This is a genomic window from Streptomyces sp. YIM S03343, assembly GCF_054729195.1.
The window spans coordinates 1,020,305-1,034,231 of record NZ_JBPUKX010000001.1 but is presented as its reverse complement, the minus strand read 5'-3'; the positions used below and the strand labels follow the sequence as shown (position 1 = coordinate 1,034,231).

The 13,927-nt window shown below is 72.2% G+C and carries 11 protein-coding genes; 6 read left to right on the top strand and 5 right to left on the bottom strand.

Annotated elements, in window-relative coordinates:
• Positions 1 to 120 precede the first annotated feature (120 nt).
• The gene (locus tag ACSYGN_RS04590) at positions 121 to 2,235 is read left to right on the top strand and encodes a SpoIIE family protein phosphatase (RefSeq protein WP_460392073.1); all 2,115 of its coding nucleotides are present in this window, start codon (positions 121 to 123) and stop codon (positions 2,233 to 2,235) included.
• Between the two features lie 194 nt (positions 2,236 to 2,429).
• Entirely contained in the window at positions 2,430 to 3,293 is an 864-nt protein-coding gene (locus tag ACSYGN_RS04585) for an Fpg/Nei family DNA glycosylase (protein ID WP_460392071.1), read from the top strand.
• A 27-nt stretch (positions 3,294 to 3,320) separates the two neighbouring features.
• Here the strand turns inward: ACSYGN_RS04585 and ACSYGN_RS04580 are convergent, their stop codons facing one another.
• The 3 genes from ACSYGN_RS04580 to ACSYGN_RS04570 form a co-directional block, all read right to left on the bottom strand.
• Positions 3,321 to 3,971 carry a zf-HC2 domain-containing protein gene (locus ACSYGN_RS04580; protein WP_460392069.1) on the bottom strand — a complete coding sequence of 217 codons (651 nt, stop codon included), beginning with the start codon at positions 3,969 to 3,971 and terminating at the stop codon, positions 3,321 to 3,323.
• Between the two features lie 187 nt (positions 3,972 to 4,158).
• Positions 4,159 to 4,674: a hypothetical protein gene (locus ACSYGN_RS04575; protein WP_460392067.1), complete on the bottom strand. Its 516-nt coding sequence runs from the start codon at positions 4,672 to 4,674 to the stop codon at positions 4,159 to 4,161.
• A 191-nt stretch (positions 4,675 to 4,865) separates the two neighbouring features.
• Complete coding sequence (locus ACSYGN_RS04570) at positions 4,866 to 5,414, bottom strand: sigma-70 family RNA polymerase sigma factor (protein ID WP_460392065.1); 549 nt, start codon at positions 5,412 to 5,414, stop codon at positions 4,866 to 4,868.
• 306 nt (positions 5,415 to 5,720) lie between these two features.
• On the opposite strand from ACSYGN_RS04570, the gene ACSYGN_RS04565 reads away from it, so the two are divergent.
• Positions 5,721 to 6,869, top strand: a complete 1,149-nt coding sequence (locus tag ACSYGN_RS04565; protein WP_460392063.1) for a CapA family protein — start codon at positions 5,721 to 5,723, stop codon at positions 6,867 to 6,869.
• Positions 6,870 to 7,166: 297 nt separating this feature from the next.
• On the opposite strand, the gene ACSYGN_RS04560 is transcribed toward ACSYGN_RS04565, so the two are convergent.
• On the bottom strand, positions 7,167 to 7,625 hold the full coding sequence (locus tag ACSYGN_RS04560; RefSeq protein WP_460403223.1) for a universal stress protein: 459 nt from the start codon (positions 7,623 to 7,625) through the stop codon (positions 7,167 to 7,169).
• Between the two features lie 257 nt (positions 7,626 to 7,882).
• Between ACSYGN_RS04560 and lysX the strand changes: the two genes are divergently transcribed.
• Positions 7,883 to 11,284: a bifunctional lysylphosphatidylglycerol synthetase/lysine--tRNA ligase LysX gene (gene lysX, locus ACSYGN_RS04555; RefSeq protein WP_460392061.1), complete on the top strand. Its 3,402-nt coding sequence runs from the start codon at positions 7,883 to 7,885 to the stop codon at positions 11,282 to 11,284.
• 191 nt (positions 11,285 to 11,475) lie between these two features.
• Positions 11,476 to 12,321, top strand: coding sequence for a polysaccharide deacetylase family protein (locus tag ACSYGN_RS04550; protein WP_460392059.1), 846 nt, complete (start codon positions 11,476 to 11,478; stop codon positions 12,319 to 12,321).
• A gap of 38 nt (positions 12,322 to 12,359) precedes the next feature.
• On the opposite strand, the gene ACSYGN_RS04545 is transcribed toward ACSYGN_RS04550, so the two are convergent.
• Complete coding sequence (locus ACSYGN_RS04545) at positions 12,360 to 13,031, bottom strand: class F sortase (RefSeq protein WP_460392057.1); 672 nt, start codon at positions 13,029 to 13,031, stop codon at positions 12,360 to 12,362.
• A gap of 386 nt (positions 13,032 to 13,417) precedes the next feature.
• Between ACSYGN_RS04545 and ACSYGN_RS04540 the strand changes: the two genes are divergently transcribed.
• A complete protein-coding gene (locus tag ACSYGN_RS04540) occupies positions 13,418 to 13,918 on the top strand; it encodes a hypothetical protein (RefSeq protein WP_460392055.1) in 501 nt (166 codons plus the stop codon).
• Positions 13,919 to 13,927: the final 9 nt, after the last annotated feature.

Here is a 13,927-nt window from a genome sequence, read left to right as displayed (position 1 = left end):
TCGCACACAACCGATACGAGATCGATCACCGGCGATGTCGTCATCCGTCCCGGACCGTATCCTCTTTCTCGAAGAATCGGATTTCTCGAAGAATCGGACAATTCCTGGCAAGGTGGCTCCATGGCTGATCGGGGAGCGAGCGCCCCGTCACTCCCGGACGACTGGCCCGCCCAACCGGATCCGTTGCTGGCGCTCAACCAGATGGGGTCCTTCGACTGGGACCTCGACACCGGTCTGCTCCATATGGACGTCCGAGCCCACGAGGTCTTCGACCTGCGCGCCGAGGAGTACGACGGACGTCCCGAGAGCCTGGTGTGCCGCATCCCGCCGTCCGAGGCGAGCCGGCTCAACGACGTGGTGACCCGGGCCATCAAGAACGGCAGCGAGAACTGCGCCACCTACTTCCGCATCCGCCGCCGTGACGGCTCCCCGCGCTGGACGCACGCCCAGGGCTACATCCGGCGTGACGAGACGGGCCGCCCGCGCCGGGTCGTCGGCATCCTCCGGGACGCCACCCAGGAGCTCGCCGACAGCGAGGTCCGCAGTCTGCGCAGCGCCCTCGACGACACCGCGCGCCATCAGTCCGACATCGTCCTGGCCGTCACCGCCGCCCTCTCCCACGCCCGTACCGTCGAGGACGTCATCGACGTGCTCAAGGACACCCACGGCGTCCGCCACCTCGGCGCCACCAGCCTCGTCATCGGCCTGCTGGAGGCCGGCCGGATCCGTATGATCGCGGAGGGCCCGGCCGAGACCGTCGTGCCCGGCACCATGGTCACCCGGGTCGACGAGCCGTATCCGATGAGCGAGGTCGTCCAGACCCTGAACCCGCGCTTCATCGAGTCCCCCGAGGAGTTCGCGGACGGATACCCCATCCTCTGGCACCGCATCGCCGGCCTCGGGGTCACCTCCGCCGCCTATCTGCCGCTCATCGCCCAGGCCCGCCCCATCGGCGCCATGGGCGTGCTCTACGGCGACCGGCGCGGCTTCTCCGCCGACGAGCGCACCGTCCTGGTCGCCCTCGGCAGCAGCATCGCCCAGAACCTCCAGCGGGCCATGCTCTACGAACAGGAGCGCGACCTCGCCAGGGGCCTTCAGCAGGCGATGCTGCCGCGCACCATCCCCAGCCTCCCCGGCGCCGACGTCGCCGTGCGCTACCGCGCCGGAACGGCCGCCCAGGCCGCCGCCGGTCCGCCCCGGGACATCGGCGGCGACTGGTACGACCTCATCCCGCTGCCCGGCGGCCGGGTCGGCGCGGTCATCGGCGACGTCCAGGGGCATGACACGCACGCCGCCGCCGTGATGGGCCAGCTCCGCATCGTGCTGCGCGCCTACGCCGCCGAGGGGCATCCGCCGGCCACGGTGATGGCCCGCGCCTCCGTCTTCCTCGACGAACTCGACACCGAGCGCTTCGCCACCTGTCTGTACGCGGAGGTCGACCTGGTCACCGGGGTGGTGCAGATGGTCCGGGCGGGCCATATCGACCCGATGGTCCGGCACACCGACGGCAGCTGCCGACGGGTGGCCGTCGAGGGCGGGCTGCCGCTCGGCCTGTCCGCCGAGTTCGGGCGGCTCGCCTATCCCGTCGGCACCGTCGAGCTGGACCCCGGCGAGACGCTGCTGCTGTGCACCGACGGCCTCATCGAGCAGCCCGGCGCCGACCTCGACGACGGCCTCCAGGCCCTGACAGCCGCCGTCGCGACCGCCCCGGGCACCGGTGTGGAAGAGCTGGCGGACCGGCTCATCGACATGGCTGAGGAACGCGGCGGCGACGACGACGTGGCCCTGCTCCTGCTGCGCCGCCGCGCCGTGGACGCCCCGCGGGCCCGCGGACGGCTCCAGCAGCATGTGGCCCCCGGCGACCCGGAGGCGCTCGGCGAGGCCCGCCACATGATCCGGGCGGCGGTCTGGGCGTGGGGCGCCCAGGACCGCGCCGACGAGGTCGAACTCGTCGCCGACGAGCTGATCACCAACGCCCTGATGCACACCGAGGGCGCCGCGGTGGTCACCCTGCGCATGCTGGGCGGACCGGACCGCAGACTGCGCGTGGAGGTCGAGGACTCCTCCAGCGCCCTGCCCCGCCCCAGGGAAGCCGGCGAATCAGGCGTCTCGGGCCGAGGCCTCCTCCTCGTGGACCTCCTGACCGACGTCTGGGGCGTGGAGGCCCGGGGCGGCGGCAAGTGCGTGTGGTGCGAGTTCACGGTGCCGCCGAGAATCAGCCCCTCCGGCGTTTGAGGAGCGGGGGTACGGGGGCGGAGCCCCCGTGACGGGACGGGAAGGGGCGGCGGGGGCGAGAACGGCATGTCTCCTCAGCCCTCCCCGCCGGGGCGTGGTGCGGCGGCCAGCCTGGTCGGCATCCTGCGGGCGGGATCGTCTTTGCCGCCGGGGGCCACCCGGCCCGTGTCGGTGGGGGGTGGCACTCTGGGGGTATGCCCGAGCTGCCCGAGGTCGAAGCGCTCAGAGATTTCCTGGTCGAGCGGCTGGTCGGCCATGAGATCGTCCGGGTGCTGCCCGTGGCGATCAGTGTCCTGAAGACGTACGACCCCCCACTCTCCGCCATAGAGGGCCACGAGGTCACCGCAGTGACCCGGTACGGCAAGTTCCTGGACATCGCCACAGCCGCCGGCCCGCACCTCGTCACCCATCTGGCCCGCGCGGGCTGGCTCCAGTGGAAGGACCGGCTGCCCGACGGCGTCCCCCGCCCCGGCAAGGGCCCGCTGGCGCTGCGCGTGGCCCTGGAGACCGGCGAGGGCTTCGACCTGACCGAGGCCGGCACCCAGAAGCGGCTCGCGGTGTACGTGGTCCACGACCCCGGCGAGATCCCGGGTGTCGCCCGTCTGGGCCCCGACCCGCTCGCCCCCGGCTTCGACGCCGACCGGCTGGCCGGGCTGCTCGCGGGGGAGCGGCGGCAGATCAAGGGCGCCCTGCGCGACCAGAGCCTGATCGCGGGCGTCGGCAACGCCTACAGCGACGAGATCCTGCACGCCGCGAAGATGTCCCCCTACAAACTGGCCGCCTCCCTCACCCCGGAGGAGGTCCAGCGCCTGTACGACGCCCTGCGCACCACCCTGACGGACGCGGTGACCCGTTCCCGCGGCCTGGCCGCCGCCTCCCTCAAGTCCGAGAAGAAGACCGGCCTGCGCGTCCACGGCCGCACCGGCGAACCCTGCCCGGTCTGCGGCGACACGATCCGGGAGGTCTCCTTCGCCGATTCGTCCCTCCAGTACTGCCCCACCTGCCAGACCGGCGGCAAGCCGCTGGCGGACCGGAGGATGTCCCGGCTGCTGAAGTAACCGCTGAAGCAACCGCGACCAGCGATGCTAACGGGGCTTCAGCGTCAGCAGGTTGGCGCCCTCCGCCGTACGCACGTCGTAGTGGTCGATCTCGTCCGAGTGCATCGTGGAGCCGCCCTGGACCTTGCTGGGACCGGAGCCGCGGTCCGGGCTGGTCCAGGTGGTCACCGTCTGCTCCGCGCCGTCGGAGCCGACGGCGATCAGGCGGCAGGCGTGCGAGCCGGGGACGTCCTGGATGGTCAGCAGCACATCGCTGCCCCAGTCCGCGTTCTTGGTGGTGACCTGCGCCGACACCCCCGTCTTCGTGTCCGTCGCCGCGATCCTCGTGGACTGCTCGCCCGGTCCGGCCCACAGGGCGAGCGCGGGACCGGCCATGGCAAGGACCACCGAGGCGGCGAGCGCGTACAGCGAGAGGCGGCGCCGGGCGCGGTGCCGCCGCGAGACCTCGGCCAGCAGCCGGTCCAGCAGCCGCGGGCCGGGCTGCGCAGCGGGGTGGACGAAGCGCGGTGTCGCCCGGCGGTAGAGCAGCAACTGCCGTGCCGTAGGCCCGAATTCGGTGACGTCCGCCGAGCAGCGAGGGCACTCCATCAGATGGTCCTCGAAGCGGAAGGCGTCCGCCTCGTTCAGCACGCCGAGAGCGTAGGCGCCGACGTCGCGATGCCGTTCCAGGGACCTCATGCCGAATCCTCGTACCGTTGGGTGTGGGTGGGGTCACTCCTTGCTCCCACCGGTACGCACCGGACCGCCGAATCACTCAAGCCCCGCACCGAATCGCAACCCGGGTATTCGGAGCCGTTCGGCGCGCGGATTGGTCCGCGTGCCGAACGTGCCGGAGAAGAATCGGAGAAGACGAGGTGACGGCAGGTCAGAAGAGATGGATCGCGAGATGTCCCAGCGGCAGCCCGAGCTGCCAGGCGGGTGTCCAGACCTTCGGTCCGTCGTCCTCGCCGGCCACCGCCGCGCCGCCCGGCACCGCGTCCAGGTCGGCCGCGAGCAGCTCGGTCTCCTCCAGCCAGCGCCAGGCCCGCTCGGCCAGCGCCAGATCTGCCGACGGCGTGCCCGATGCCCCGGCCTCGGCGGCGAGTTCGGCCATCCGCGAGCGCACCCAGTGCTGCCACGGCTGGTCGTACGCCGTCAGCGACAGCCAGTTCTCCAGCTGGGAGATCACCCGGATCCCGGACAGTTCGCCCTCGGTGTCGGACAGGAAGACGGTCAGCGCCAGCGCGTCCCGCCCGGCGCGGAACTCGAAGGACGTCGGCGGCATCAGATCGCCGGTGCGCAGCAGCTCGTCCGCGATGTACTCGGCGTACAGCCAGGCCATGGGGACGCTCAGCTCACCGCCACCGGTGCCGTCCGTGCTCTCTTGACCTCTGTGCAGCATCGCTTCCTGCCTTCCTCCGGTGCGTGCGCGTCGCCCGGGTGCCGGAGCCGTGCCGTGCGGTTTCCCGGGCGCCCGGGGGCGGGCGGGAAACCGGCGGCGGTGCTCCGTCCGGAACACGGATGAAGACAGCTGATTGCTCAACCGCGATCCTCAGCAAGGCGCTTTACCGAGGTTTGACCTGACTCACGGTTTCATCGCAGGTCGGCCGCATAACCCGGAAGCACCCGGCGCAGGGCGCGCAGCGCGTAGTACGCGCGCGACTTCACGGTACCGGGCGGAATGCCCAGCGTTTCGGCTGCTTCCGCCACACTGGCCCCCTGGAAGTACACCAGCACCAGGACTTCACGGTGCTCGGGAGTGAGTGTCTTCACAGCCTCCCGCACATCCAGGGTCGCGGCTGACCGTTCGGCGTGATCGGCGATCACCCGGGAGTTCTCCAGGACCGCGTCGCCGACCTCGGCGGGCCGCGCCTGCCGAGCCCGGCGCGCGTCGATCGCGAGCCTGCGGCCCACGGTCATCAGCCAGGGCCGTACGGAGTCGAAGGCGTCCGCGCGCAGCGCCTCGGGGTGCTGCCAGGCTCGTACGAGCGTCTCCTGCACGAGGTCCTCGGCGCGCTGCCGGTCGCCGTCGCACAGGCGCAGCAGCAGGGCGAAGAGGGGTCGACCGTGCTCGCGCTGGAGGGCGGCGAGTTCGTGCTCGGCGGTCGTCACATCGGTGAGGGTGGTGGTTCCGGCCGTCATGGCCGTATGGCACCCCAGGGGGCCGTTCTGGGACAGAGCGCGCACACGGCTCTGCGACAGACGGTCGATCGCGTCGACGAACGGTACGACGAACGGTTACCGGCGGTCCGGTGAACGGCCGGCGGGTTGTGCCGCGCACCGCCCGCTGCGGGACCGGTCGGGTTCACCGGATGGGCTGATGGGGCCGCAGTGTCGTTTGGGGCAGCCTGTCTTGTCGTACCTATGCGTTCGTCATGAATCCGAAATTCCTGAAATTCCGGAAATCGGACATTCAGAAAAGATGCGGCCCGACCTCTGGGGTGACCGATGATCACACGCAGCCGACAGCTGGCCCTGGCTCTCACCGCCGTCCTCGCGGCAGCGGCCGCCTGCCAGGCACACGGCCGGGAACAGGCCCGTGCCGGGCACCCCGCGCCGCCCACCGCGCGGGGCTTCACCCTTGTGGCCTCCGGCGACGTCCTCCCGCACAGCTCGATCATCGACCGTGCCCGCTCCGACGCCTCAGGCACCGGCTACGACTTCCGTCCCATGCTCGCCGGTATCAAGCCCGTGGTCTCCGGCGCCGACCTCGCCCTGTGCCACATGGAGACCGTCTACGGCGCGGACGGCGACTACACCGGCTACCCCACCTTCAAGTCCCCGCCCGAGGTCGCCCGGGCCCTGGCCGAGACCGGCTACGACGGCTGCTCCACCGCCTCCAACCACACCCTCGACGACGGCGCCGCCGGAATCCGCCGCACCCTCGACGCCATGGACCGCGCCGGCCTGAGCCACGCCGGATCCGCGCGCACCGAACGGGAGGCCCGCACCGTCACCGTCCTGCGCGCCGGCACCGCCAAGGTCGCCCATCTGGCCTACACCTACGACACCAACGGCTTCCCGCTCCCGCCCGGCGAGCCCTGGGCCGTGAACGTCATCGACCCCGTCCGCATCCTCGCCGACGCGCGGGCCGCCCGGAAGGCGGGCGCCGACGTGGTCGTCGTCTCCGTGCACTGGGGCACCGAGTGGCAGGACGAGCCCGACGAGCTCCAGCAGTCCCTGGCCCGGCAGCTGACGGCCGCCCGGACCGGCGGCCGCCCCGACATCGACCTCGTCGTGGGCACCCACGCGCACATCCCGCAGGCGTACGAGAAGGTCAACGGCACCTGGGTGGTCTACGGCATGGGCGACCAGATCGCCGGTGAGATGTACAACTACCAGGGCGTCCAGGACCCGCGCGGCAACCAGTCCACCGTCGCCCGCTTCACCTTCGCCCCGCCGCAGCGGCCCGGCGCCCGCTGGCTGGTCACCGGGGCCGAGTTCGTACCGCAGCTCTACGACGTCGACGCCGGACGCGTCGTCGACATCAACCGCGCGATCGCCCAGGGCGCCGACCTCACCGCCGTCCGCGACCGCATCCGCGACGTCGTCCTCAGCAGGGGCGCCGCCAAGGACGGCCTCGTCATGGCCCGGTGACCGGGCCTGGCCATGCCCGCGGAGCCGCACCTCGTTACGCACCCCCGGTCGGCGGCTCCTGCCTCCGGAGCCGCATTCGGTCGCGCACCCAAGCCGACGCCACCCCGCCCCCATGCACCCCGTTGGCGGCGCCCGCCCACGGAGCGGCACACGGTCTCGCACCCTCGGTCGGCGGGGCCCACCCCCGGAGCCACCCGGTCACGCACCCAAGCCGACGCCACCCGCCCCGGCACCCGCCCACCCGGCCGACGCCACCCGCCCCCGGCAGTCGCCCGCGGCAGGCGCCAAGCACCCGCCCTACGGCACCACCGTCACCGGCCAGCGCCCCGCCTTCACCAGCCGGATCGCCACCGACCCGATGATCCGGTGGCCCGCCTGCTCGGAGACACCCACCACCACCGCGTCCGCCTTCAGCTCGTCCGCAGCCTTCACCAGACCGCTGTAGGGGTCGCCGGGGAAGGTGTGGAACTCCCAGCGGACGTCGAATATCCCCTTGACCTGCTGTGCCGCCTCGCGGATCTGCCGGATCAGATCCTCGGCGATCCCGCCGGTGGCCTCCGCCACCGGCGCGCCCATCGCCGCGCCCGCCGCCATCACCGGCTGCACATAGACCACGGCGAGCAGCGCGTGCTGCCGGCGGGCCAGGCCCGCGGCATACGCGGCGGCGCGAAGAGAGGACTCGGAGCCGTCCATACCGACCACGATGACCTTCGGGCCGTCCGTCCCGCGCTCGAAGCGGGGCGCGCGCTTTTCCATCACGCAGGGAGAGTATCCGAAGCTCAGGCCCCTGACGCCGCCCCGGAACGCTCGACGGGCGGACCGGCCCCGCCCTTCCCAGTGCCCCGGCAGGCAACGTTTGCCCGTCAAGGAGCGGCGTCCGGTGCGTGCTCTCGGCGTGCCGGGCGCAAGCCCTCGTACTGGACGTACTTGGGCTTGTGCCCGGTGCGGCGAGAGTGCGTGCCGGGCGTCGCGACGGGGCGAACGTTGCCTGTTGGGGCACTACAGTCGGAAGCATGACGGCCACCGTGGGACCCGTCGCGGCCCAGGACCGGGCCCCGGCCCGGCCGCCCGGCGGCGGCCTTCTCGGCAAGGTGCCCGAAGGCTTCGCCACCTTCTTCGGCGCCCTCGGCCTGCTCTGTCTGCTGCTCGCCCTCTTCGCCCCGCTGCGCGGTCTGCTGCGCCCGGTCGCCCGCACCCTCGATCTGCTGATCGTGCCGGTCAGCGCCAACCTCGCATACGCCGTCTTCCTCTTCCTGCTGGCCGCCGCCACCGCCGCCCGCAAGAAGATCGCCTGGTGGCTGGTCGTCGTCTATCTGGGCCTGGTGGTCCTGACCGACGCCCTCGGACTCAGCCTCGGTCTCTACTACGAGTCCGTCCCCTCCCTCGTCGTCTGCGGCCTCGCCCTCGCGCTCCTCATCGTCGCCAGGGGAGAGTTCTACGCCGCCTCCCGCCGCGGCGCCGTGTGGTGGGCGATCGCCGTGCTGGGCGCCGGAATCGGCGTGGCGATCCTGGTCGGCTGGGGGCTGGTGTCGCTGTTCCCCGGCACTCTCCCCGAGAGCCAGCACTTCGCCTGGGCCGCCTCCCGGGTGCTCGGCGGCCTGGTCTCCGCCCGCTCCTTCGACGGCCGCCCCCCGCACGCCCTGTACTTCCTGCTCGGCCTGTTCGGCGCCGTCGCCCTGCTCAACGCGGCGGCCACCCTGTTCCGTTCCCAGCGCCTGGAAGCCGCCCTGCACGGCGACGAGGAGCCCCGTATCCGCGCCCTGCTGAGGGCCTACGGCGATCAGGACTCCCTCGGCTACTTCGCCACCCGGCGCGACAAGGCCGTCGTCTTCTCGCCCAGTGGCAAGGCCGCCGTCACCTACCGCGTCGAAGCCGGGGTCTGCCTCGCCAGCGGAGATCCCGTCGGCGACCGCGAGGCCTGGCCGCACGCCATCGCCGCCTGGCTGGACATGGCCCGCCGCTACGCCTGGGTGCCCGCGGTGATGGGCGCCTCCGAGGACGGCGCCACCGCTTTCGCCCGTGCCGGACTCGGCGCCCTGCAACTCGGCGACGAGGCGATCCTGCACCTCCCCGGCTTCGACCTGGACGGCCGTGACATGCGCGTCACCCGGCAGGCCGTCCACCGGGTCCGCCGCACCGGCGCCACCTGCCGGGTCCGCCGCCACGCCACCCTCACCGACGCGGAGATGGAGGAGGTCGTCGACAAGGCCGACGCCTGGCGCGACACGGAGACCGAACGCGGCTTCTCCATGGCCCTGGACCGGCTCGGCGATCCCGCCGACGGCGACTGCCTCCTCGTCGAGGCCCTCGCCCCGGACGGCAGACTCCTCGCGCTGCTGTCCTTCGTGCCCTGGGGCCGCGAGGGCGTCTCCCTCGACCTGATGCGCCGTGACCGCGGCTCGCCGAACGGCGTCATGGAGTTCATGGTCGCCGAGCTCGCCGCGGCCGCCCCCCGGCTCGGCATCCACCGGATCTCCCTCAACTTCGCCGTCTTCCGCTCCGTCTTCGAGGAGGGCGCCCGGATCGGCGCGGGTCCCGTGCTGCGGCTGTGGCGGCAGCTGCTGCTGTTCTTCTCCCGCTGGTGGCAGCTGGAGGCTCTGTACCGCTCCAACGCCAAGTACCAGCCGGAGTGGTACCCGCGCTTCATCTGCTACGCCGAGCCCGCCGCCCTCGCCCGGATCGGCCTCGCCTCCGGCATCGCCGAGGGCTTCGTCGCCGTACCGTCCCTGCGCAAGCTCTGGGGCAAGGGCCACCCCCGGCGCGGCCACCGGCCCGTGACCACCGAGGGCCTGCCGCCCCTGACGGCACCCGGCCTCGAAGGACAGGAAGGACAGGAAGGACAGGAAGGACGCGGAGGACGAGAAGGACTGGGCGGACCCGGCGGGCCCGAGGCCCTCGGCGGCGAGGGCCCCCTGCAGACGGCCGCAACCGCAGCCGCAGCCGCTGCCGTAGCCGCGCCCGGCGGGCCGTCCGCGGCGCTGCCGCCCGAGCAGATGCGCGTACGGCACCACAAGGCCGACCGGCTGCACGCCGACGGCACCGACCCCTATCCCGTCGGCGTCCCGCCGCCCACCCACGCCCTGGCCGCGGTACGCACCGGCGATCAGGTGCGGGTCGCCGGGCGGATCATGATGGTGCGCGACTTCGGCGGGCTCGTCTTCGTCCTGCTGCGCGACTGGTCGGGCGACCATCAGCTCGCCCTCACCCGCGACCGCACCGGTCCCGCCGACCTCGACCGCTTCAAGACCGTCACCGACATCGGCGACCACATCACCGCGACCGGTCTCGCCGCCCTCAGTGACAAGGGCGAAGCGACGGTCTTCGTCACCGGCTGGTGGCTCACCGGCAAATGTCTGCGCCCCCTGCCCGACAAACGCCGCGGCCTCGCCGACCCCGAGACCAGGGTCCGCCACCGCGCCCTGGACCTGGTCGTCACCCCCGGCGCCCGCGAGGTGGTCCGGGCCCGGTCCGCCGCCGTCCAGGCACTGCGCCAGGGTCTCCTCGACCGCGGCTTCCTGGAGGTCGAGACCCCGATGCTCCAGCAGATCCACGGCGGCGCCAACGCCCGACCCTTCACCACGCACATCAACGCCTACGACCTCGACCTCTATCTGCGCATCGCGCCCGAGCTGTATCTGAAACGCCTCTGCGTCGGCGGTCTGGAGAAGGTGTTCGAGCTGGGCCGCACCTTCCGCAACGAGGGCGTCTCCCACAAGCACAACCCCGAGTTCACCATGCTGGAGGCGTACCAGGCGTACGCCGACTACGACGTGATGCTCGACCTCACCCGCGAACTGATCCAGGGCGCCGCCACCGCCGCCTTCGGTGCCCCCGTCGCCCGCAAGGACGGCACCGAGCACGACATCTCCGGCCGCTGGCCGGTCAGGACCGTGTACGACGCCATCTCCGAGGCCCTCGGCGAGCCGGTCGACGCGGACACCGGCCTCGCCGCCCTGCGCCGCCACTGCGACCGCGCGCACATCCCGTACATCGCCGACGACGGCCCCGGCGACATCGTCCTGGAGATGTACGAACGCCTCGTCGAGGAGCGCACCACGCTGCCCACGTTCTACAAGGACTTCCCGACCGACGTCTCCCCGCTCACCCGGCAGCACCGCACCGACCCGCGCCTCGCCGAACGCTGGGACCTGGTCGCCTTCGGCACCGAACTGGGCACCGCCTACTCCGAGTTGACGGACCCGGTGGAGCAGCGCCGCCGCCTCACCGCCCAGTCCCTGCGTGCCGCGGGGGGAGACCCCGAGGCGATGGAACTGGACGAGGACTTCCTCGACGCCCTCGAGTACGCCATGCCCCCCACCGGCGGCCTCGGCATCGGTGTCGACCGCCTCGTCATGTTCCTCACCGGCCTGACGATCCGTGAGACGCTGCCCTTCCCGCTGGTCCGGCGCCGGTGACCGCACCGCCGACGCACCGTCCGTGACAATGCCGCCGACGCACCGCAGGCGAGACGGCTCCTGACACACCGTCGGCGGTGTCCCCGGACCGGTCCGTGGCCTGCCGGTCCGCTGGTCCGGGCGGGTGCTTTCCTGCCGCCGCACCGGTGTCAGCGTGGTGCGTCACCCTCGCGCCGGGCGACCCATGACTCATGAAGAAGGATCAGTTGTTCACCCGCCGCCGGGTGCTGCTCGGCGGCGCCGCCGCCCTCGGGGCGGCCGGGGCCGGAGGCGCCGGTCTGCTGCTGACCGGCTCCTCCGGCACCCCGTCCGCCCGTCCGCCCGCCCCCGCCGCGGGCCCTCAGGCGCGCCTCGTCCTCAAGCCGTCCGCCTACCGCCTCCAGCCGCTGACCGGCTACGGCCCGCCGCGCGCCGCGCCCGCCAAGGTCGCGGTGCGGCAGGAGCCCTTCATGCGGATGTCCGGGCGCGGCCGGACCATACTGCTCACCTTCGACGACGGCCCCGACCCCCACTACACCCCGCAGATCCTGGACACCCTGGCGCGCTACGACGTCCGTGCGACCTTCTTCGTGTGCGGTGAGCAGGCCTCCCAGAACCGGCGTCTGCTGGGCCGGATGGCCGACGACGGCCATGTCGTCGGTAACCACACCTGGTCCCACCCGCTGCTCACCGAGCTGACCCGGGACCAGATCCGCTCGGAGATGACCCGCACCAGCAAGGTCATCGAGGACGGCTACGGCGAACCGCCCCAGTGGTTCCGCGCCCCCTACGGCGCCTGGAACCGGACCGTGTTCCAACTGGGCGCGGAGCTCGGTATGGAGCCGCTGGCCTGGACCGTCGACACCCTCGACTGGACCGTCCCCGGTACCGGCAAGATCGTGCGCAGCGTGGAACAGGGTGCCGCCCCCGGTGTCGTGGTGCTGTCGCACGACGCCGGGGGCGACCGGTCACAGAGCGTCCGGGCCCTGGGCGACTATCTGCCGCAACTCCTGGACTCCGGATATCACCTCACCGTTCCCCGCCGGAACACCGTCTGACGGGATCTCCACCACACGCCCGCCTGGCCGGGAGCCGCTCAGCGGACCTCGGCCAGGCGGGCGAAGACGACGACATTCCCGTCGTAGCCGTTCTGCTTCGAGAAACCGCCCCCGCAGGTGATGACCCGCAATTCCGGCTCGCCCTTGGAGCCGTACACCCGGTCGCCGGGGAAATCGCTCTTCTCGAAGACCTCGATGCCGTAGATCTCGAAGACCGCCGTCTTTCCGTCCCGGCGTTCGACCTCGACGCGGTTCCCCTTCTTCAGCGCGCCGAGGCCGTAGAACACCGCCGGTCCCTGGGCGTTGTCGACATGGCCCACGACGACCGCGGTGCCCTTCTCGCCGGGCGAGACGGCCCCGGTGAACCAGCCCGCCAGATTCGGGTCGTCCGGCGGCGGCGCGCCGACCCAGCCGTCCGGGTCCAGCCCCACCGGCATCACCGGAGCGTCCACCTGGATCGCCGGGATACGGACCCGGGCGGCCGGGGAGAACGCCAGCGGCACCGGTGCCGTGCCCAACGGGGACTGGGAGCCGCGGCTGTCCGGGGCCGCCGCGGAGGCCGGCTGCGGCGGGCCCATGTCGAACTCGCCCGAACCGTTGCGGATGAGTGCGAGGCCGGTCAGCAGCACCAGCGCTATCACGCCCCAAGGAGCGCGCTTCTTGCGCCGCTCCTCCTCTTCGGCGATCTCGGCCAGCTCGGACGCAGACATTCGCCTTCCCCTCTCGACATGGCCGTCACCACGTCAATCGCGCATACGCAAACGCTAGGTCCCGCGCGGGAAACCGGCGACGGGGAAAGGTACGAACGGGTGGCCGCACCGGATTCTGCTCGGTTCCAGTCGATTCCGCACGGATTCCGCACTCCTTTCCGGGCAGACCGGATGCGCCATCCGTGGCGCCGCGGCCAGGAATTTTCTGACGGTCTGTGACCTGCGCAGATATCAGATCCGGTGATATCTCCCCGGCGTGTCGGCTCACCAGGACGGACCATTCCCGAAATGCGGCCACGTACAAGGCAACTGAGGGTCTTTTCGGGAGGTGCTTTCTCGCCGATCTACCGGGGACGGGTCCCGGGGCGCCTTCCGCGGAGGAAGACATGCGTACTACTCGTGCCCTGGCGGCCTCGGCCGTCGCGGTCGCCGCCCTCGGCCTGGCCGCCCCGGTGGCCGTCGCTCGGGACGGCATGGGCGGAGGCGGCCCGAGCAACATCGTCGCCCTGCCCAGCGTCATCGCCCGCGGCGGACAGCTCTCCGTCAGCGTCGACAACTGCCCCACCGGCGGCACCATGACCTCCGATGCCTTCCCGACCGCGTCCCTGACCCCGGTCGGCGGCTCCAGCCAGATGGCCAGGGGCACCGCGACGGTCAACCGCAACGCCATGCCGGGCCCGCACAGCATCACCGTCAACTGCAACGGCCGGACCCTGACCAACCCGGCCGCCTTCACCGTCATCGGCGGCGTCCGCGGCGGCCTCGGCGGCAGCAGCTCCAGCGGGGCCACGCCGGCCGACATCGCCATCGGCGGCGGGCTCGTCGCGGCCGCGGCGGTCGGGGGCGGGCTGTTCTGGATGCGGCGGCGGGCGGAGCGCAAAGCCTGACCGCCCGCC

What these genes read in the sequence shown, in the direction of transcription:
- ACSYGN_RS04590 (WP_460392073.1), top strand. Translation starts at nt 121, where the DNA reads ATGGCTGATCGGGGAGCGAGCGCCCCGTCACTCCCGGACGACTGGCCC.
- ACSYGN_RS04585 (WP_460392071.1), top strand. Translation starts at nt 2,430, where the DNA reads ATGCCCGAGCTGCCCGAGGTCGAAGCGCTCAGAGATTTCCTGGTCGAG.
- ACSYGN_RS04580 (WP_460392069.1), bottom strand. Translation starts at nt 3,971, where the DNA reads ATGAGGTCCCTGGAACGGCATCGCGACGTCGGCGCCTACGCTCTCGGC.
- ACSYGN_RS04575 (WP_460392067.1), bottom strand. Translation starts at nt 4,674, where the DNA reads ATGCTGCACAGAGGTCAAGAGAGCACGGACGGCACCGGTGGCGGTGAG.
- ACSYGN_RS04570 (WP_460392065.1), bottom strand. Translation starts at nt 5,414, where the DNA reads ATGACGGCCGGAACCACCACCCTCACCGATGTGACGACCGCCGAGCAC.
- ACSYGN_RS04565 (WP_460392063.1), top strand. Translation starts at nt 5,721, where the DNA reads ATGATCACACGCAGCCGACAGCTGGCCCTGGCTCTCACCGCCGTCCTC.
- ACSYGN_RS04560 (WP_460403223.1), bottom strand. Translation starts at nt 7,625, where the DNA reads ATGGAAAAGCGCGCGCCCCGCTTCGAGCGCGGGACGGACGGCCCGAAG.
- lysX (WP_460392061.1), top strand. Translation starts at nt 7,883, where the DNA reads ATGACGGCCACCGTGGGACCCGTCGCGGCCCAGGACCGGGCCCCGGCC.
- ACSYGN_RS04550 (WP_460392059.1), top strand. Translation starts at nt 11,476, where the DNA reads ATGAAGAAGGATCAGTTGTTCACCCGCCGCCGGGTGCTGCTCGGCGGC.
- ACSYGN_RS04545 (WP_460392057.1), bottom strand. Translation starts at nt 13,031, where the DNA reads ATGTCTGCGTCCGAGCTGGCCGAGATCGCCGAAGAGGAGGAGCGGCGC.
- ACSYGN_RS04540 (WP_460392055.1), top strand. Translation starts at nt 13,418, where the DNA reads ATGCGTACTACTCGTGCCCTGGCGGCCTCGGCCGTCGCGGTCGCCGCC.